Origin of the sequence: Agrobacterium sp. 33MFTa1.1, from assembly GCF_004328495.1 — a bacterium.
Classification (GTDB): Bacteria; Pseudomonadota; Alphaproteobacteria; order Rhizobiales; family Rhizobiaceae; genus Agrobacterium; species Agrobacterium pusense.
On the sequence record NZ_CP036358.1, the window covers coordinates 1,256,505 to 1,274,807 of the forward strand.

16 protein-coding genes and 1 tRNA gene are annotated in these 18,303 nt (G+C 59.2%); 9 read left to right on the forward strand and 8 right to left on the reverse strand.

What is annotated here, in order from left to right:
• Positions 1 to 439: 439 nt before the first annotated feature.
• Positions 440 to 1,843: a Si-specific NAD(P)(+) transhydrogenase gene (sthA, locus tag EYD00_RS06350; RefSeq protein ID WP_004442050.1), complete on the forward strand. Its 1,404-nt coding sequence runs from the start codon at positions 440 to 442 to the stop codon at positions 1,841 to 1,843.
• Between the two features lie 249 nt (positions 1,844 to 2,092).
• Here the strand turns inward: sthA and EYD00_RS06355 are convergent, their stop codons facing one another.
• The 4 genes from EYD00_RS06355 to EYD00_RS06370 all read right to left on the reverse strand — a co-directional run bounded on the left by EYD00_RS06355 (position 2,093) and on the right by EYD00_RS06370 (position 5,532).
• Positions 2,093 to 2,740: a hypothetical protein gene (locus tag EYD00_RS06355; protein ID WP_004442052.1), complete on the reverse strand. Its 648-nt coding sequence runs from the start codon at positions 2,738 to 2,740 to the stop codon at positions 2,093 to 2,095.
• Positions 2,741 to 2,987: 247 nt separating this feature from the next.
• Entirely contained in the window at positions 2,988 to 3,524 is a 537-nt protein-coding gene (locus EYD00_RS06360; protein ID WP_004442054.1) for an ATP-binding protein, read from the reverse strand.
• 206 nt (positions 3,525 to 3,730) lie between these two features.
• Entirely contained in the window at positions 3,731 to 5,209 is a 1,479-nt protein-coding gene (gene tig, locus EYD00_RS06365; RefSeq protein ID WP_004442056.1) for a trigger factor, read from the reverse strand.
• Positions 5,210 to 5,449: 240 nt separating this feature from the next.
• Positions 5,450 to 5,532 (reverse strand) — tRNA-Leu (locus EYD00_RS06370).
• Between the two features lie 583 nt (positions 5,533 to 6,115).
• Here EYD00_RS06370 and EYD00_RS06380 point away from each other — a divergent pair.
• The 3 genes from EYD00_RS06380 to trmFO all read left to right on the forward strand — a co-directional run bounded on the left by EYD00_RS06380 (position 6,116) and on the right by trmFO (position 8,836).
• Positions 6,116 to 6,262 carry a DUF1127 domain-containing protein gene (locus EYD00_RS06380; protein WP_004442060.1) on the forward strand — a complete coding sequence of 49 codons (147 nt, stop codon included), beginning with the start codon at positions 6,116 to 6,118 and terminating at the stop codon, positions 6,260 to 6,262.
• A 472-nt stretch (positions 6,263 to 6,734) separates the two neighbouring features.
• Positions 6,735 to 6,878, forward strand: coding sequence for a DUF1127 domain-containing protein (locus tag EYD00_RS06385; protein ID WP_003495735.1), 144 nt, complete (start codon positions 6,735 to 6,737; stop codon positions 6,876 to 6,878).
• Positions 6,879 to 7,396: 518 nt separating this feature from the next.
• The gene (gene trmFO, locus EYD00_RS06390) at positions 7,397 to 8,836 is read left to right on the forward strand and encodes a methylenetetrahydrofolate--tRNA-(uracil(54)-C(5))-methyltransferase (FADH(2)-oxidizing) TrmFO (RefSeq protein WP_034498950.1); all 1,440 of its coding nucleotides are present in this window, start codon (positions 7,397 to 7,399) and stop codon (positions 8,834 to 8,836) included.
• A gap of 39 nt (positions 8,837 to 8,875) precedes the next feature.
• On the opposite strand, the gene EYD00_RS06395 is transcribed toward trmFO, so the two are convergent.
• Genes EYD00_RS06395 through EYD00_RS06405 form a run of 3 tightly spaced genes read right to left on the reverse strand, consistent with a single transcriptional unit; the run spans position 8,876 to position 11,284 of the window.
• Positions 8,876 to 9,445: a TadE family protein gene (locus EYD00_RS06395; protein WP_004442066.1), complete on the reverse strand. Its 570-nt coding sequence runs from the start codon at positions 9,443 to 9,445 to the stop codon at positions 8,876 to 8,878.
• A 5-nt stretch (positions 9,446 to 9,450) separates the two neighbouring features.
• Positions 9,451 to 10,026 carry a TadE/TadG family type IV pilus assembly protein gene (locus EYD00_RS06400; protein ID WP_004442067.1) on the reverse strand — a complete coding sequence of 192 codons (576 nt, stop codon included), beginning with the start codon at positions 10,024 to 10,026 and terminating at the stop codon, positions 9,451 to 9,453.
• Positions 10,013 to 11,284 carry a pilus assembly protein gene (locus tag EYD00_RS06405; RefSeq protein ID WP_004442069.1) on the reverse strand — a complete coding sequence of 424 codons (1,272 nt, stop codon included), beginning with the start codon at positions 11,282 to 11,284 and terminating at the stop codon, positions 10,013 to 10,015. The genes EYD00_RS06400 and EYD00_RS06405 overlap by 14 nt, the downstream gene beginning before the upstream one ends.
• 428 nt (positions 11,285 to 11,712) lie before the next feature.
• Here EYD00_RS06405 and EYD00_RS06410 point away from each other — a divergent pair, with 428 nt between their 5' ends.
• The 5 genes from EYD00_RS06410 to EYD00_RS06430 all read left to right on the forward strand — a co-directional run bounded on the left by EYD00_RS06410 (position 11,713) and on the right by EYD00_RS06430 (position 17,030).
• Positions 11,713 to 12,840, forward strand: coding sequence for an S-(hydroxymethyl)glutathione dehydrogenase/class III alcohol dehydrogenase (locus EYD00_RS06410; protein WP_004442072.1), 1,128 nt, complete (start codon positions 11,713 to 11,715; stop codon positions 12,838 to 12,840).
• 137 nt (positions 12,841 to 12,977) lie between these two features.
• Positions 12,978 to 13,868 (forward strand): hypothetical protein, encoded by an 891-nt coding sequence (locus tag EYD00_RS06415; protein WP_081859529.1) that lies wholly within the window; start codon positions 12,978 to 12,980, stop codon positions 13,866 to 13,868.
• Between the two features lie 108 nt (positions 13,869 to 13,976).
• Complete coding sequence (locus EYD00_RS06420) at positions 13,977 to 14,240, forward strand: acyl carrier protein (protein ID WP_034499138.1); 264 nt, start codon at positions 13,977 to 13,979, stop codon at positions 14,238 to 14,240.
• Positions 14,237 to 15,769 (forward strand): AMP-binding protein, encoded by a 1,533-nt coding sequence (locus tag EYD00_RS06425; protein ID WP_004442081.1) that lies wholly within the window; start codon positions 14,237 to 14,239, stop codon positions 15,767 to 15,769. Before EYD00_RS06420 ends, EYD00_RS06425 begins: the two co-directional genes overlap by 4 nt.
• On the forward strand, positions 15,753 to 17,030 hold the full coding sequence (locus EYD00_RS06430) for a type III PLP-dependent enzyme (RefSeq protein ID WP_004442083.1): 1,278 nt from the start codon (positions 15,753 to 15,755) through the stop codon (positions 17,028 to 17,030). The genes EYD00_RS06425 and EYD00_RS06430 overlap by 17 nt, the downstream gene beginning before the upstream one ends.
• On the opposite strand, the gene EYD00_RS06435 is transcribed toward EYD00_RS06430, so the two are convergent.
• The gene (locus EYD00_RS06435) at positions 17,031 to 18,188 is read right to left on the reverse strand and encodes an aminodeoxychorismate synthase component I (RefSeq protein ID WP_034498956.1); all 1,158 of its coding nucleotides are present in this window, start codon (positions 18,186 to 18,188) and stop codon (positions 17,031 to 17,033) included.
• Positions 18,189 to 18,303 lie beyond the last annotated feature (115 nt).

An 18,303-nucleotide genomic window follows, 5' to 3' on the forward strand; every position in this document is an offset into this window, starting at 1 on the left:
GGTTTTGGAGTACAGCGGAGCGGGGGTGCGTGAGGTTTTACCCCCCTCTGCCCTGCCGGGCATCTCCCCCTCAAGGGGGGAGATCGGCCAGAGGCCCTTTCGCCACTTTACCCTCGACATTGAGATGGCCGAAACCTAGCCGCATGTCGATCTCCCCCCTTGAGGGGGAGATGCCCGGCAGGGCAGAGGGGGGTAAAGCCATACGCACCCTACGACAGATGCAAACGGACCCCCGCGCCGAAAATCCCCACCCAGTTACGAATCCGTCAGATTCTTGCGCTACAGATTGACGCAGGCGTTTGTTGCATTGCACTCTAGCGGGCAAGGCAAACGGGGGGAATCACTCCCCATCGTCAAAATGGCATCACGACCATTTCGCGGCGACGCCATGCCGGATGCGACATCCGGTATCGAAATGCATTCTATTCCGGGGTTTTTCATGCACCAGTTCGATCTGATTGTTGTCGGCAGCGGTCCGGCGGGAAGACGGGCCGCCATTCAGGCCGCCAAGCTCGAAAAGAAGGTTCTGGTCATCGAGAAAGGCAGCCGCGTCGGCGGCGTTTCGGTGCATACCGGCACCATCCCTTCCAAGACCCTGCGCGAAACGGCGCTCAATCTCACCGGCTGGCGCGAGCGCGGTTTTTACGGTCGCTCCTATCGCGTCAAGCAGGAGATCGACGCCGAGGACCTTCGCCGCCGCCTGCTCATCACCCTGGATCACGAAGTGGAAGTGCTGGAACACCAGTTCGCCCGCAACCGCGTGCAGCACATTCGCGGCACGGCAAGCTTCGTTGACGCCAACACCATGAAGGTGGTGAAGAACGACGGTGAGATCATGAATGTCACCGGCACTTCCATTCTGTTGACCATCGGCACCCGCCCCTACCGGCCGCCGCATATTCCCTTCGATGGCGAAGCGGTGCTCGATTCGGACGAGATTCTCGAAATCAAGGAACTGCCGCGCTCCATGATCGTGGTTGGCGCGGGCGTCATCGGCATCGAATATGCCACCATCTTCAGCGCGCTCGATACGCAGGTGACGGTGGTGGAACCGCGCGAAACCATGCTCGAATTCATCGACAAGGAAATCGTCGAGGATTTCGCCTATCAGCTGCGCGACCGCAACATGAAGCTGATCTTCGGGCAGAAGGCGGAAAAGGTGGAGCGCGACGAGAGCGGCAAGTGCCTCGTCTCGCTCGGCAATGGCCGCGTTCTGAAGGCCGAGACCGTCCTCTTCGCCGCCGGCCGTGTCGGCGCCACCGACACGCTCAACCTTTCGGCCTGCGGGCTGGAAGCCGACAGCCGGGGTCGCCTGAAAGTCGATCCTGAAACCTTCCAGACGTCCGTGCCGAACATCTATGCCGCCGGCGATATCATCGGTTTCCCGAGCCTTGCCTCCACGTCCATGGAACAGGGCCGCATCGCCGCCCGCCATGCCGTTGGCGCACCGGCCGGCGAACCGCCGCAGTTCTTCCCTTATGGCATCTATGCCGTGCCGGAGATCTCCACCTGCGGCCTGACGGAAGAGGAAGTCATCGAACGCAACATTCCCTATGAATGCGGTATCGCCCATTTTCGCGAGACCTCCCGCGGCCACATCATGGGTCTCGACAGCGGCCTCCTGAAGATGATCTTCTCGCTGAAAACCCGCCGCCTGCTCGGCGTCCACATCGTCGGAGAAGGTGCCACCGAACTGGTGCATATCGGCCAGGCGGTGCTGAACCTCAAAGGCACGGTGGAATATTTCGTCGAGAATACGTTCAACTACCCGACGCTGGCGGAAGCCTACAAGATTGCCGGGCTTGATGCGTGGAACCGCATGGGTGAGATCAAGAAGGATTGAGGTTGCACGGGGGCGGCTTTTGAGACGGCGGAGTTGCCGTAATCGGCCTTCTGAGAAAGCACAGCATCCCCATCCCGGCCTTGAGCCGGGATCCAGCGCGATCAAGTCTTTGATAGCGAAATACTCTTTCACAGCGCCGACTCGCCGTCACTGGATGCCGGGTCAAGCCCGGCATGACGGAGGAAAGGTTTTCGCCCCTAAAGAGACTTTCTCACCTGCGAACTAACAGTATACAGCCAGCCCGCCCCCTCACCACCGAATACTGTACCGCGCACTTACCCCCGGCCGGAAATGATCCGCATAACCCTGATCCAGCGTCCCGCGCACCGTCAGGTGATCGCCCAGCTTCTGTTCCACCGCGACACCGCTGCTGAACTCGTTGAAACTGTTGCGGCTCGCCCCCGTCAGCACGAAGGCCGTGCCGGTTTCCGAGCGGGACAGGCGCAGCGACTGCGACACATCGAGCCCGTTCCATTGCTGCGCCGTGCCGTCATACCGCACGGTGAAATTGCGGTTCGCCTCGATATCCAGCTCCGGCGTAACGATACGCTTCTGCTGCGAGGTCATGGAAACGCTGCTCGACCCTGTCAGGGCGTTGAACATGACGCCGACATCCCGCGCAAGCGAGACGCCCGGCAGCTGTTCGGCCAGCAACGTAACATTACCCCACAGCCGCACCGGCGTATCCACCACCTGCCCCGTCTTTGAGGCGTTCATGCCCATTTCCAGCCCGGCCCGGATCGGGGTATCGACCGGCAGTTTCGCGCCGATGCGCGCCGTATAGGACCGATCGGAATTCTTGACCGGCTTCCAGATCAGCCCCGCCTCATCGGCATGGGCGGCCGCGGCTGCGGTGAAGAACAATAATACAAGGGCAGAACCCGTTCGGAGCGACATACTTGTCCCCTGGCAAATTAAGGGCGCACCGGGAGAAACCGGCAAGCACGGTAAAAGCTAAGGCCAATGGTTTGGCTGCGATGAAGCCACATTCAAGCGGCGCAATGCCCGAACGGCCGCTTGATACGACCAGGCAAATCATGCTGCGCAGGGTGCCAGATGAACGGGAGATGAACAAGAGCATATGCAGCAAAAAATCATGCTGCACTGCATTGTGATCGGAACAAGGATGCGGGACGCCCGGTCGCTACTCTTTTTCAATCGGTGACGCGCAACGCGCGAGAATATCATCCACGACAGCATTTAGAGATCGGGATGAATCGATGACCGTGGCGTAAACGGGAATGTCTTCTTTCGTCGCATGGAGCTGCAGAACAAGTTCCCGCTCCTCCGGCTCTCCGCCAAACTCGTCCCGGGGTCTTTCGATCAATCGTCTTCGCAGGGTCTCGCTATCGAGATCGAGAACGAAGACCTCAGCGAACACATCGATAAAACGCTGAAAATTCCTTGAGCCACCGCAGAAGAATGTGAGCGTCTGGCTGTGATCGGCGGCAATCCGCCGAACCTTTTCGACATCCCATATATGATGCCGGTGACGGAAACGCATATCCGCCGCATCGCCCTCCAGAGCTGGATCAAGGGCCGCGCCCGTTTCAGGGTCGCCCTTATATGCAAGTTCGCGGTCGCCATGGATCACATGATGGCCGCGTCGCTGAAGTTCTGTTGCAACCGATGTCTTGCCGACACCGGAGACACCCTCGATCAGGTAGTTTCTGACACCCATGGCGCTTCCATTGACTCCCCCGCTTTGGCCGGTGACGCATGAACTGGCGGCCATGGATTGGAAACATAATAACCAGGGATGACATAACCATGTCGGAAGACTGTGGATCGGGTGACTGTCGCACCCCACCAAAAAAGACGGCCAAACAAAAAGGCCGCAGCTTTCGCCACGGCCCTTCCATTCAAATCAGCTTGCACTGAAGAAGATTATTCGGCGTCGCCTTCAGCGGCCTTCTTCTTGGCCGGAGCCTTCTTCTTCGGAGCGGCTTCTTCGCCTTCAGCGGCGTCATCAGCCTTGGCAGCAGCCTTTTTCTTGGCAGGCGCCTTCTTCTTGGTTTCCGTGGCTTCTTCGCCGTCGTCAGCCAGCAGTTCTTCCTTGGAAACGGTCTTGTCCGTTACCGAGATTTCGGTGAGCAGCTTATCGATGACCTTTTCTTCGAAGATCGGAGCGCGCAGCGAAGCGGAAGCGCCGGGGGTGTTGCGGAAGAAATCGAGGATTTCCTTCTGCTGGCCCGGGAACTGCTGCAGCTGCTGGAACAGCGCGCGCTGCATTTCCTCTTCGGTCACTTCGACGCCGGCCTTTTCGCCGATTTCGGAGAGAACGAGGCCAAGACGGACGCGGCGTTCAGCCAGCTTGCGATATTCTTCGCGGGCTTCTTCTTCGGTCGTGTCTTCGTCAGCGAAGGTCTTGCCGGACTGAGCGAGATCGGTGTTGATCTGGCGCCAGATGTTGTCGAACTCGGCGTCAACCAGGCCAGCCGGCGTGTCGAACTTGTACATCTCGTCCAGCTGGTCGAGGATCTGGCGCTTGACCTTCTGACGGGTGACGTTGCCGTACTGGCTTTCGATCTGACCCTTGACGATTTCCTTCAGCTTTTCAGCCGATTCCAAGCCAAGCTTTTCGGCCAGTTCGTCGTTGATTTCAACCGGAGCGGCGGCAGCAACTTCCTTGACGGTGATGTCGAAGTTGGCTTCCTTGCCGGCAAGGTTCGCCGCCGGGTAATCGGCCGGGAACGTCACGGTGATGGTCTTTTCGTCGCCGGCCTTGACGCCAACCAGCTGGTCTTCGAAGCCGGGGATGAAGCGGCCCGAACCGAGAACCAGTTCAGCGTCTTCAGCAGCGCCGCCGTCGAAGGCAACGCCGTCAACCTTGCCGAGGTAGTTCATGGTGACGCGGTCGCCTTCAGCGGCCTTGCCCTTCTTGGTCTCGTAGGTGCGGGCGCTTTCGGCGATCTTGAGGATCTGCTCGTTGATTTCGTCTTCGGTCACTTCCACAACTTCGCGGGTAACCTTGATGCCGTCATTGGCCTTCAGTTCGATGGCCGGAATGATTTCGTAGGCAACGGTGAATTCGAAGTCGGATTCGGCCGACAGGATCTTTTCAGCTTCCTGCTCGTCTTCGGTCATGGAGATCGCAGGCTGCGTTGCAGACTTCTCGCCGCGGCTGGAGAGGATTTCGGACGGCTTTTCACGAACCAGCTCGTTGACGAGGTCGGCCATGATGGACTTGCCGTACATCTTCTTCAGGTGGCCAACCGGCACCTTGCCGGGACGGAAACCGTTGATGCGAACCTTGTCCTTGGCGTCGACCAGGCGCTCGTCCAGACGGGCCTTCATGTCGGCAGCCGGAATAACGACCTTGAGTTCGCGCTTCAGCCCTTCAGCGAGCGTTTCGATAACCTGCATTTTCCTAACCTTCACATCATGGCGGCGGTGCTCAGACAGCCGTTGGTTTACTTTCGAGCACTGCGCCGGAAACATCGTTCCCCGGCCGTGGCTTCCGTTATTTCTTACACAAGCGCCTGCCGGACACCGTTACGCCTGCACCGGAGAATAAAGACCAAAGGGGAGAAATGAACCCCGAAGCTCCCCGCATCCTGTAAGGATGCACTCTGGCGCAAGCGTGGCACAGCCATGCCTTGCTTGTGGTGCGGGTAGAGAGACTCGAACTCCCACGCCGAAGCGTTGGTACCTAAAACCAATGCGTCTACCAATTCCGCCATACCCGCACGTTGGGCGGCGGTATGTCACAATGTTCAGAAAGGGTCAAGCACGCCGTTCCCCTGCCTTTCGTTTCGCCCGGACTTTTCTTGCCAGCCGGGCTGGGCAGAAGGAGGCCCGGCCCGCTTTCGCGACCGGCCAACGGATTTTCGGAACACGAAAGCCTCCAGGATACAGGGACGACAGCGGCGTAGCGCGCCATCGTCCTCCCTGATTACCGACCCCCTATCATATGGCCGCTTCACGCTAACACGCGGCTGCATTGACATTATATATAATACGGCATGGCGGGCACATGATGGCGCCGGTACCGCCGCACGCAGCCGCCGCATCACGCACCGCCGCAAGGCTGCAGGCGGATGACTCCATCAAAAGCACACAAATTGGTCACAAATTATGCATGAATCGCCGCAATCGGGGCATTTTACCGGATTGCATTGCGTTTAATGCATAGGTGGCATCTTGCTTTGTCTGTTTTTGTTTTGATTAAACCGATTATATTCGTGGTCATACAGACATCGAGTTCAGCCCCGGACCAAAGCCTCCCAAGACTGGCCGCGGCGACTGAACAGCACGAAGAGGAAGATGAAAATGAACATTGCACGCTCGCTCACCAACTGGCGCAAGTATCGTCAGACCGTAACCGAACTCGGCCGCATGACCGACCGCGAACTGAATGACCTCGGCATTGGCCGTCAGGACATCCGCCGCGTCGCCAAGACCGCCGTCGGCTTCTAATTGGACGCCCCGCCGCTCTGCGGCGGATGCGAGACGACCTACCCAAAAAGGCCTGAGGCTTCCGCCTCTGGCCTTTTTTCGTTTTGGGTGGCGCCCCAACTCCAAGCAATTCGTCTGTACCGCCTGCTGGGCCGACGGATAAATGCATTGATGCCGAGTGTTGGCGTACGGCAGGATGATGTCCGGGCCTGCTCCGATTGCCCTCTCACGCCGCAGAGCCCTTTCGAAAGCCATCTAAGGCCGCCATATCCTCAAAGCCGCCTCAAAGGCAGGCATTTCCGCTCATATTTTGCCCATATGATACCCAAAGCCGCAAATTTAGACGACATACTGCACAAATGCATGGCAGTAGCCTAAATTCTGCACTGCACAACATGGCTTCATGTCTATATATAAACCTCAACAGCCGAGAGCACAGAGAAACCGCTGAGCCGGCAGACGAAATCAACAGAGATAGATTGAGGAAACGACCATGAACCCTATCCGCATCGCAAAGAACTGGATCTCCTACCGCCGCACGATCAACGAACTCGGCAGCCTCTCCAACCAGGCTCTGAGCGACATCGGCCTGACCCGTTACGACATCCGTAACGTAGCAGCCCGTTCGTTCCGCTAAGGCGTAAACGATCGTCCCGCTGCCCGACCTCCAGGGCGCGACGATTGAGCGACAGGTTAAGAAAGCGGCGCCTCTGGCGCCGTTTTTGATTCTGGAGTTTCCGCTGCAAGCAGCTATTTTTCGAAGATGCACTCCTGGCTTCAGCCACCATTCGGTTTTACAGGGCCGGCCGGCATTTCGGATACGGGCGCTACGCCAAATACATCGGGTTCGAGATCGCTGCTTGTTTCTTCTCCCCGCCGGGGAGAAGGTGGCCCGAAGGGTGGGATGAGGGGGCTAGCTCCCCTGATATCTCCAACCTCGCCCCCTCATCCCGCTGCCTGCTTCAAATGCGCGCCTGCTCCTCGATCCCGGCGGGAGCTTCGTAGTCCACTAGCCTCCATCCGCCAAAACCATTTGGCTGCCCCCGCCATGCATGCTAGTGCATCGGCAAACAATGCCGCGTCCTTTTAGGACCCGCGCGGAACACTCACTCGAATGACGGCCGCCGGACGGGAGCCTTGGCCCCGCGGCCGCCCATGGACACCGAAATGCAAGACAAGACCATTTCTCCCATTCACGTCGTCGGCGGCGGGCTGGCCGGCTCGGAAGCCGCATGGCAGATTGCGGAGAGCGGCGTTCCCGTCATCCTGCACGAAATGCGCGGCGTGCGTGGCACGGATGCGCATAAGGGCGATACGCTGGCGGAACTGGTCTGTTCCAACTCCTTCCGCTCCGACGATGCGACGGCCAATGCGGTTGGTGTCATCCATGCGGAAATGCGGCTTGCCGGCTCGCTGATCATGGCCTGCGCCGATAAACACCAGGTGCCGGCCGGCGGCGCGCTTGCCGTTGACCGCGACGGATTTTCCGAGGCCGTGACGAAAACGCTGGAGGGTCACCCACTGGTGACGATCGTCCGCGAAGAGGTGAACGGCCTGCCGCCGAAGGAATGGGGCAACACGATCATCGCGACCGGGCCTCTCACCTCGCCGGATCTCGCCGCCGCCATCCAGGCCGAGACGGGTGAGGATGCGCTCGCCTTTTTCGACGCCATCGCCCCGATCGTCCACCGCGACAGCATCAACATGGATATCTGCTGGTACCAGTCGCGTTACGACAAGGTCGGCCCCGGCGGCACGGGTAAGGACTACATCAACTGCCCCCTGGATGAGCAGCAATATAACGCCTTCATCGACGCGCTGATCGCGGGAGACACGGTCGGTTTCAAGGAATGGGAAGGCACGCCCTATTTCGACGGCTGCCTGCCGATCGAAATCATGGCCGAGCGCGGACGCGAAACGCTGCGACATGGCCCCATGAAGCCGATGGGCCTCACCAATGCCCACAACCCCACCGTCAAGGCCTATGCCGTCGTCCAGCTGCGCCAGGACAATGCGCTCGGCACGCTCTACAACATGGTCGGTTTCCAGACGAAGCTGAAATACGGCGTTCAGGCGGATGTGTTCCGCATGATACCCGGCCTCGAAAAAGCGGAATTCGCGCGCCTCGGCGGCCTGCACCGCAACACCTATATCGATTCCCCCACCCTGCTTGACCCCTCGCTGAAGCTGAAATCCCGGCCGGACCTGCGTTTCGCCGGCCAGATCACCGGTTGTGAGGGTTATGTGGAAAGCGCCTCCGTCGGCCTCCTCGCCGGCCGCTTCGCCGCCGCCGAGCAAAAGGGCGAAACCCCGAGCCTGCCGCCGGCTACCACCGCGCTAGGTTCGCTGCTCAACCACATCACCGGCGGCCACCTGTCTTCCGATGATGAACCGGGCAAACGCTCCTTCCAGCCGATGAACATCAATTTCGGCCTCTTCCCCGAACTGGAGCCGGGCTCGATCGTCAAGCCAGAAGGCGTCAAGCGTTTTCGCGGCAAGGACAAGACGATCATGAAACGTCAGCTGATCGCGGCGCGGGCGTTGAAGGATTGTGCAGCGTGGCTCGCGACGCCCAAAGGCGGCGCGGCGACCTGACTGACGCCGAGACATGGCAACCTGGCATGACCGCCGTCGTTACATCACGTTCCATTTGCCAAAATCGGATTTGCCGGTCTGATAGGGATAATGCCTTGAGAAGAAGGGATTGACTGCGGCAACGTGCTCGAAGGTGATCGTCGTTCCAAAGAGGATTGAGAACAGCGGCTGGTAGCTGTAGCGGCCGGAGACAACGATGATCGCTTCCTTGGGGCCAAATCCACCGTCAGTCACTGCCTTTTGCCATCGCACGTCCTCGGCCGATCCAAAGAAATTATACGGCCTGAATTGTTCTTTAGGCGTGCCGCCGGTCAGCTCAACGCTTCGCAAAGTCAGATTGAGCTTATCCGTTGCGAGGATGCCGTTGCCCGCGATGATCGCGAATTGGGACACACCGGTTCTGACCCGTGTCTCGAACTCCGGAAATCGTGCCGACCATCTGGCCGCATTATCGATCACGGTGACAAAACGATCATAACTGATCCAGCCTCGCCCGACTTCGACAATGACTGCCAGAAAAAGAATGAGGACCGGCGCCAGAAGTCCCATCTCGACGGCAGCGGCGCCGGATCGGCAGGAGAAGAGCCGGAAGATGCGGTGTGAACCCATGCCGATCATTCCGTCACCCGTACGGCCGTGACCGCCAGCGACACATTCTGCAGCTGACGAACGCCTCCGAACTTGGGCACAAGCAGATGTGTCGTCGGCATGACGAAATTCCAGTTGTAGCCGATCGCAAGTATATATTGGCCGGCAGAACTGTTCGGCGCCTGAAAGCGGTTGACGATGGGGAAGGAGATCGGCGTCGCGACGATGTCGTCATCGGCTATAGGAACAAGCGTTATCTTCAGGGTTTCCGTGTCCGTAGCCCCGATAAACTTGGCCGCGATCGCACGCCGAAGCGCGTCCGCAGTCACCTGCTCCCGCTGCATCGCCGCTTTACGAAGATATTCTATGCCTGCAGTCGTGGCCGTCGACAGGTTGAGATGATAAAGGAACAACAGACCGATTTCCAATATCCCGAAGATCAGAATGAGGAAGAACGGCATCAATATCGCGACCTCAATCGCTGCTGCCGCCTGCCTGTCATCGGCAAAACGCCGATAATGCCCGAGCCACCGGTTATTGAAACGAGAGGACGTTGGACGTTTTTTTGGCCGTCGAGCTTCGACGCGGTTACCGGCGCTCATCGCCGTACCTTCCGATATATCTCAGTTCGAACCCGGTGATGATGCCGCCGACGCTGTCACTGAAACCCGATGCGGCGATGGTGAGCTTGTATACGGAGTAGGTGTCGACCGTGAATTTCTTCTGGTAATAGCGCCACTTGATGGCCTGATCGACGGGATTTTCCATGCCCGGTCCCTGCCGCATGTTAAAGACCGGTTTTACAGTGCCCAATTGTGGCAGAAGCTGCTGCAGGGTGACATCGATGCCATTCGTCTGCTCAGCGGTAATCAGCCTGCCGGGATTGGAAGGGTCCTTGAAATGACTCTTACGGCCGTTGTACCACACGGATATCTCATAGTAGCCGGGATGAAGCTCCACTTTTTTGAAGATGGAGCTGTTGGCGTTCATGGGCTTTTTACCTCCCTGCCTCACCGCGCCCCAGTCGCTGTCCAGCTCGATCACGTAGCGCGTCGGCAAGGACGCATTATTGCCCATGGAGTCGTCGACCATATCTCTGCGCGTGTTGGCCGCCTTGTCTGTGTCTTTGATATCGCAGGCCTTGTCGTTGAGGGTTTCCTTGTCTTTCTCAACTTTCTGCGCAAACCCGTCCGGATAGCCATCCCAGTCGTGATTCTTGCGGCAGCAGGGGCTGCTCCAGTCCTGCAATTCGATACCGGGGTCTGTCCCGCCGTCCCAGCGGATCTCGGTATAGCGATAGACCCCCCAGCAACCGCCGGGGGTCCTTGCGGTGACCCCGTTTTTTAGAACGCGCTCCTTATCGAGTGAGGTTTTCTCAAAATCATTATTGACCAGCACTTCACCATCATAGGGATAAGGCGGGATGCCCTGGCAAGTGTAGTTCAAACGGTACTTGAATTCGTCGAGGCTGAACATCTTGGCAAACAGCAGATTATAGCCGAACTCCGCCTTCATATCCGTGCGCAGCCAGTCAATGACAACATCGCGGGTGATCACCTTTTGTTTTGTAGACTGGATCATCGAATCGAAGGTTGTAAGCACGGCTTCCCGGCGGTCCTCATCTTCAGGCGTATCGGTCCGCGTGGGCTTGGTCGATCGTTCGCAGGCCAGCGCCATGACGCGCTTTGACTGGTTGTAATAGACCAGCGCCCGGCCGCCTTCGAAAAGCACCCCTAACAGAAGGACGAAGAGGGGCAGCAACAGTGCGGTCATAATGGCGAAAGCGCCTTTGCGGTCCTTGAGCAGCGAGAAAAACGCTCCCCTTTCCCGTGCTGCTTTTTTTATCGGCCTGCTCGTCATCAAAACACCGTCTCATGTCGCTCATCACCATGGGAAAGGCGCGCTGTGAAAAGCGACTGGCCTGGCTTTCTGCGACGCTAAATATGTCCGGCTAACGCCGGTCGATTGAAAATTGCTCTTTGGCCGCCTGCGGCGCTGCTTTTCGGGCAACGTCGCCTGACCACTGAAAATACAGGGGTCAATTAACACGCAAACCGTAAATCAAAGCTCAATCGGAACTGAAAAATATGACGCAAATTCATATGCTTAGTTTATTTATTAATAAATTAGCTATCTTCGATAGAAGCGTATGACCGCGTCGCGGTAGTGAATGGGGTGCATTCACCGCCACGTGCGTAAACACAAACTTGGGCTTGCCCCTTGTCCCTCCAGCCAAGCTCGGGCAAAACAGCCCCATCCAATCACGAGACAATGCCAGGAGATAAGATATGGACGTCCGCGCCGCCGTTGCCATTCAGGCAGGAAAACCGCTCGAGGTCATGACCGTTCAGCTCGAAGGTCCCCGGGCCGGCGAAGTGCTGATCGAGGTCAAGGCGACCGGCATCTGCCACACCGATGACTTCACCCTTTCCGGCGCCGATCCGGAAGGCCTGTTTCCGGCCATTCTCGGCCATGAAGGCGCCGGCATCGTCGTGGATGTCGGACCGGGCGTTACCTCCGTCAAGAAGGGCGATCATGTGATTCCGCTCTACACGCCGGAATGCCGCGAGTGCTATTCGTGCACCTCGCGCAAGACCAATCTCTGCACCTCCATCCGCGCCACGCAGGGCCAGGGCGTGATGCCGGACGGCACCTCGCGATTCTCGATCGGCAAGGACAAGATCCATCACTACATGGGCTGCTCGACCTTCTCGAACTACACGGTTCTGCCGGAAATCGCGCTCGCCAAGATCAATCCCGACGCGCCCTTCGACAAGGTCTGCTACATCGGCTGCGGCGTCACCACGGGCATCGGTGCGGTCATCAACACCGCCAAGGTCGAAATCGGCTCCACGGCCATCGTCTTCGGTCTCGGCGGCATCGGCCTCAACGTGCTGCAGGGCCTGCGTCTTGCCGGCGCAGACATGATCATCGGTGTCGACATCAACCCGGACCGCAAGGCCTGGGGCGAAAAATTCGGCATGACCCACTTCGTCAACCCGAAGGAAGTCGGCGACGATATCGTGCCCTATCTCGTCAACATGACGAAGCGCAACGGCGACCTGATCGGCGGCGCGGATTACACCTTCGACTGCACCGGCAATACCAGGGTCATGCGCCAGGCGCTGGAAGCCTCCCATCGCGGCTGGGGCAAGTCGGTCATCATCGGCGTTGCGGGTGCTGGCCAGGAAATCTCCACCCGTCCGTTCCAGCTCGTCACCGGCCGCAACTGGATGGGCACCGCATTCGGCGGCGCGCGCGGCCGCACGGATGTGCCGAAGATCGTCGACTGGTACATGGAAGGCAAGATCCAGATCGACCCGATGATCACCCACACCATGCCGCTCGAAGACATCAACAAGGGCTTCGACCTGATGCACAGGGGCGAAAGCATCCGCGGCGTCGTCGTGTACTGATCGGCCGGCAACATCAGCAGGCGCGCAGCACGCGCGCCTGCCCATTCATGCAAATGTGATCGCTCCTTCGGCCTTACAGCCAGCGCGATTAACGGGACGGTAAATCTATCGTTGTAATCCCATAACGCGCGGTGGGGTTGAAAAATCTCTTCCTCAGGCCGAGTGACGCCAGACAGCGGAGAGCGCCCCTGAAAATCGTATCGATCGATAACGGAAACCGCGCCGCCGCCATCAGTCTTCTGACGAAAGGTTTCCCTGAAAAGAGCGAGGCCTTCTGGTCCCGCGGGCTTGCGCTGATCGCCGAACATCACGAACGCCGGCAACTCGGTCCGGTCGGGCAATTGCTGATGAAAGGTGACGACGCCGCCGGTGTATTGCTGACAATCAAAAGCCGCCTGCCGGATACCGGCACTGTCGTCGTCAATCTGTCCAGCTGGTATGTCGAGCCGGCTTGCAGATGGTTCGCGCCGCGCATGCTGCAAATGGCGTCGTCTTCAGAGGATGAGGTCTTCACCGACCTCACCCCCTCGGCCGAAGCCTGCAGGCTGAATGAGAGGCTGGGCTTTCACACGGAGACGGATTGCACGCTTTTTTATCCCCTGCCGTTGAAGGCGTTGCGCCCCTCGAGCGCCCGCCTCATAACGCTTGCCTCCGCTCAACCCGGTACGCTGACCAGCGAGACGCGTGAGATGCTTGAAGATCACGCGCGCCTCGGCTGCATCGTCGCCATCATGCAGGCGGATGGCCGTCATTACCCGCTGGTCTTTCTGAAAACGGCGACCAAAAGGGCGCCCTCCGCGCGCCTCATCTATTGCGAGGACCGCGCAGTCGTACAAAGACACATTTCCGCGATCGCCCGCCATCTCCTTCGCCACGGCAGATTTGCCATGACGATGGCTGCACTCGACGGTGAACGAAACGCGGGCGGCTTCGCTGCACATAAATCTGCGCCGATACAAGTAAAAGGCGCATGGAACCCACAATTTATTAACGAAACATACTCAGAGTTGGTGTTATTGCCACCCTAGGTATTTTAGTGGTGCTAGGGTTGTCCTGACCGAAACCTGGCCTTTACAGATAAACGGGGTTCCGGGGCGGGAGCCATGGAAAATATACGGGGAGATCGGGGAATGAACATGCTTGCAGCAAAAACGAGCGAAATAGAGATTGCTGATACCATTCACTCCTATCTTTCGGACCGTTTCCCTGCCTATGCACCTTTTTCGGCCGACACGCCGCTTCTCGAGGGAGGCGTCATCGATTCGCTCGGCTTTCTGGAGCTGATGATCTTTCTTGGTGAAGGCTTCGGCATCATTCTCGACGACGAACATTTCACCCCCGACAACCTTGGCACGCCCGCCGATCTCGTCGCCTTCGTCCTCAGGGAACGAAGGAGATGACACCTCCTTTCCTGCTGCACCACCTGCTGGGCGCGCGCGCGGCAAGCGACGGGCAGGCGATCGTTTATAAAGACACATCCCTAAGCTACCGGCAATTTGCCGAAGCGGCGGAACGATGCGCGGCTGCCTTGCAGCAGGCTGGGGCGCAACGCGGCGACCGGGTCGTCATTTTTCTGCCGCGAGGCACGGAAGAATGCTGGGCGATCTTCGGCGTCAGCATGGCCGGATGCGTCTTCGTGCCGGTCAATGCGCTGCTGAAGGCGCAGCAGATACGCCATATCATCGTGGATTGCGGCGCAGAACTTGTCATCAGCAATGCGACCATGCGCGACGAGCTGAGCGCGGCGCTGGAAGGTCTGGCCGGTGTCCGCGTGCTTCTGGCGAACGATATCGCCGAAGGCGGCAAGACGTCGGTCAAAAGCCCGGCGGCAATCGGCGAAGACCTCGCGGCGATCCTCTATACATCCGGTTCTACCGGCTCACCCAAGGGCGTGATGCTGTCGCATCGCAATCTCCTGGCCGGCGCGCGCATCGTGCGCACCTATCTGGAGATTACCGGCAAGGATCGCATTCTTTCCCTTCTGCCCTTCAGCTTTGACTATGGCCTCAACCAGCTGCTGACGGCAGTGGAACAGGGCGCGACAACAATCATCTCCACCTTTAGGCTCGGTGACGATATCGTCCGCGACCTGCGCGACCACGCCGTGACCGGGCTTGCCGGGGTGCCGACAGTCTGGGCGATCCTGACGAGGGCGGCGCCGTCGCTTGCCAGGACGCCGCTTCCGCATCTGCGTTACATCACCAATTCTGGCGGGCGCGTGCCGCAGGAAACTGTGAAGGCGCTGCGCGAAAAGCTGCCGGACACGAAAATCTACCTGATGTACGGCCTGACCGAAGCCTTCCGCTCCACCTTCCTGCCGCCGGATGAAATCGATCGCCGCCCGACCTCCATCGGCAAGGCCATTCCCGAATGTGAGATATTCATCGTCACCGCCGAGGGACAGCGGGCAAAGCCCGGCGAACCCGGCATTCTCGTGCATCGAGGCCCGACCGTTTCGCTGGGCTACTGGAACCGGCCGGAAGACACGGCGAAAGTCCTGCGCCCGCATCCCTTCATTCCGGCGGCGCTGGGCGGAGAAACCGTATGTTACTCCGGCGACCTGGCGGTGGAAGACGAAGACGGGTTCTTCAGCTTCGTTGCCCGTAACGATGCGATGATCAAGTCTTCGGGTTATCGCATAAGCCCCACCGAAGTCGAAGAAAGCCTGATGTCGACAGGCTTGTTCCAGCAGGTCGCCGTCATCGGCCTTCCGGACCCCTTTGCGGGGGAAAAGGTGCATGCCGTGGCGACTGCCGCCAATGAAAATATCGATGTTTCCGCGGCACTGAAGAAGGCCGCTGAAATGCTCGCCCCCTTCATGATCCCGCGCGCCATCGAGCTGGTCGACCGGTTGCCGGTCACCGCCAATGGCAAGGTGGACTACCGCGCGCTTGTGCGCGAACGGACGGACAATGGCGCCCACGGATAAACCCCAGAGCCACGGTCCCGCCCTTGCGGCCGCGTCATTCGATATCAGCGAAAACGATCTTGTGATCGGCGGGCTTGCCGTGCGCGATATCGTCGCCAAAGCCGGAACCCCATGCTTTCTCTATGATGCTGGCGCGATGCGCCGCGCCTACCGCGATCTCCAGGCGACGCTCTCCGGTTTTGCCGATATCTATTATTCGGTGAAGGCCAATCCCCTGCCCGCCATCATCGCGCTCTTCCGGCAGGAAGGCGCTGGCGCGGAAATCGCTTCCGCCGGCGAATATCGCGCCGCTATAAAGGCTGGTGTCGCGCCGGAAAACATCATCTTTGCCGGGCCCGGCAAAAGCAGAGCCGAATTGCACGAAGTGATCGCGGGCGGAATCGGCGAAATCCACGTGGAAAGCGCCGAGGAAATTGCCCGCATCGAGGCAATCGGCAAACCCGTCAAGGCCTCTGTCCGCATCAATCCGGTGCCGGATGCGCAAGCCGGCGCCATGCGCATGGGCGGCAAGGCCACCGCTTTTGGTTTCGATGAGGAAGAACTGGAAAATATCCTGGCGCTTTTCCGGCATGCGGGCGTTATCGAGCTCGTCGGCATCCATATCTATGGCGGCACTCAGATCCTCGATGCGGACATGCTTGTCTCGCAATGGCGACATGCCATCTCAATTGCCGCCCGCATGGCGGAAATGCTCGGCAAGCCGCTTGAAACCATCGATCTCGGCGGCGGCCTCGGCATCCCCTACTTCGCCGGCGAAGCACCGCTCGATCTCGCGAAGGTAAAAGCCGCCGTGCCCGATCTGAAGGCACTGCTGAAAGCGCATCCGCTGATCGCCGACGCCCATGTCATCGTCGAGCCCGGCCGCTTCCTCGCCGGTCCGGGCGGCATCTATACGGCCGAAGTCAATTCCGTGAAGACCTCGCGCGGAACCACCTTCGTTGTGACGGATGGCGGCATGCACCATCACCTGGCCGCTTCGGGCAATCTCGGTCAGATCGTCAAGCGCAACTACCCCATCGTTGCGCCCGCCATGATGCAGGCCGACCACGCGGAGACTGCAACCATCGTCGGCCCGCTCTGCACGCCGCTCGATACGCTGGCTCGCAACGCGGCATTGCCGAGGCTCCAGGCCGGTGACCTCATCGCCATCCTGCAGTCAGGCGCCTATGGCGCAAGCGCCAGCCCCGGGGATTTTCTAAGCCACGCGGTGGCGAAGGAAGTGCTGGTGGAAAATGGGGCGTTTGAGATGATCGGGCGATAATCACCCTCGCAGTAGCCTGTCCCCCACAGCGAATTTCGATTTCAGCAGGCACTCGTCATATTCCGCCTCAGCCACGGAATCGAAGACGATGCCGCCGCCGACATTAAAGACGGCGTAACCGTCATCGAACAGTGTCATGGTACGGATCGCCACCGAAAAGCGCATTTCACCACCAGGAGACATGAGGCCGATGGCGCCGCAATAGGCGTCGCGGGGCGCCGCTTCCAGTTCGCGCAGGATTTTCATCGCCCACATTTTTGGCGCACCGGTAACCGAGCCGCAGGGAAACAAGGCGGCGAAAATGTTTTCCACCGTCATGCCAGGCAAAAGTTTCGCCCTGATATGGCTGACCATCTGGTGCACGGTCGGATAGGTCTCGATATCGAAAAGCCGTGGCACATCGAGGCTGCCGACCTCGGTGATGCGGGAAATATCGTTGCGCAAGAGATCAACGATCATCCGGTTTTCGGCGAGCGTCTTTTCATCTGCAAGCATCGCCGCGATGATCGCCCTGTCCTCCTCCGCATCCGCTCCGCGCGGCGTCGTTCCCTTCATGGGATGGGTTTCGATGAACCCCTGCCCGTCAACCGAGAAAAACAGTTCCGGCGAGCGTGACAGGATGACCGGGCCGCCGAGATCGACCAGCGCGCCATATTTCACCGGCTGGCGTTCGATCAACGACCAGAATGCCGTCAGCGGATCGCCGCTCCAGCGGGCATGGACGGGCATGGTCAGATTACCCTGATAACAGTCGCCCCGGCGTATATGGTCGTGCAACAGCTCGAAACGCCGCCGATACTCGGGAAGTGTCCATGCCGGAACCGGATCGGCAAGAAACGCATCCGCGCCCGGAACTTCGTCAGGCCGCGCAAAGCGGCCGTCATCCGGCTGCGGGCCGGAAAAGACCCCGAAATTCAGGAACGGCACGTTGCGCGGTTCTTCCGCAAAAGGCGCAAGCTTCGGCTCGAACAGGAAACCGGCCTCATAAGACATATAGCCAGCTAAATACTTTCCTACACGTCGCAGTTCTTCCATGCGCTTCAGCGCTGCAAAAAACGCTCCTCGCTCATCCGCGACGATGATTTCCTCCGGCTCGGTGAAGGCTGTCACCGTGCCGGTCGTGTCATCCCGGAAAAGAACGTAAGGCGCATGTGCCAAGGTAAAATCCGTAGAAGGTAAATCTGGAGACTTCAGGGCGTCGGAAAGAAACCTCTCCATCGTCATCCCCGGTTCCCGGATCAAGTCCGAGGATGTCCCGAGGATCTACCACCCG

Bases quoted from the DNA above. Each gene is read 5' to 3' on its own strand.
- EYD00_RS06360 (WP_004442054.1), bottom strand. From the start codon at position 3,524: ATGGGTGTCAGAAACTACCTGATCGAGGGTGTCTCCGGTGTCGGCAAG.
- EYD00_RS06405 (WP_004442069.1), bottom strand. From the start codon at position 11,284: ATGACGAGCAGGCCGATAAAAAAAGCAGCACGGGAAAGGGGAGCGTTT.
- EYD00_RS06410 (WP_004442072.1), top strand. From the start codon at position 11,713: ATGGACGTCCGCGCCGCCGTTGCCATTCAGGCAGGAAAACCGCTCGAG.
- EYD00_RS06400 (WP_004442067.1), bottom strand. From the start codon at position 10,026: ATGAGCGCCGGTAACCGCGTCGAAGCTCGACGGCCAAAAAAACGTCCA.
- EYD00_RS06420 (WP_034499138.1), top strand. From the start codon at position 13,977: ATGCTTGCAGCAAAAACGAGCGAAATAGAGATTGCTGATACCATTCAC.
- EYD00_RS06425 (WP_004442081.1), top strand. From the start codon at position 14,237: ATGACACCTCCTTTCCTGCTGCACCACCTGCTGGGCGCGCGCGCGGCA.
- EYD00_RS06430 (WP_004442083.1), top strand. From the start codon at position 15,753: ATGGCGCCCACGGATAAACCCCAGAGCCACGGTCCCGCCCTTGCGGCC.
- trmFO (WP_034498950.1), top strand. From the start codon at position 7,397: ATGGACACCGAAATGCAAGACAAGACCATTTCTCCCATTCACGTCGTC.
- EYD00_RS06385 (WP_003495735.1), top strand. From the start codon at position 6,735: ATGAACCCTATCCGCATCGCAAAGAACTGGATCTCCTACCGCCGCACG.
- tig (WP_004442056.1), bottom strand. From the start codon at position 5,209: ATGCAGGTTATCGAAACGCTCGCTGAAGGGCTGAAGCGCGAACTCAAG.
- EYD00_RS06380 (WP_004442060.1), top strand. From the start codon at position 6,116: ATGAACATTGCACGCTCGCTCACCAACTGGCGCAAGTATCGTCAGACC.
- EYD00_RS06355 (WP_004442052.1), bottom strand. From the start codon at position 2,740: ATGTCGCTCCGAACGGGTTCTGCCCTTGTATTATTGTTCTTCACCGCA.
- sthA (WP_004442050.1), top strand. From the start codon at position 440: ATGCACCAGTTCGATCTGATTGTTGTCGGCAGCGGTCCGGCGGGAAGA.
- EYD00_RS06395 (WP_004442066.1), bottom strand. From the start codon at position 9,445: ATGGGTTCACACCGCATCTTCCGGCTCTTCTCCTGCCGATCCGGCGCC.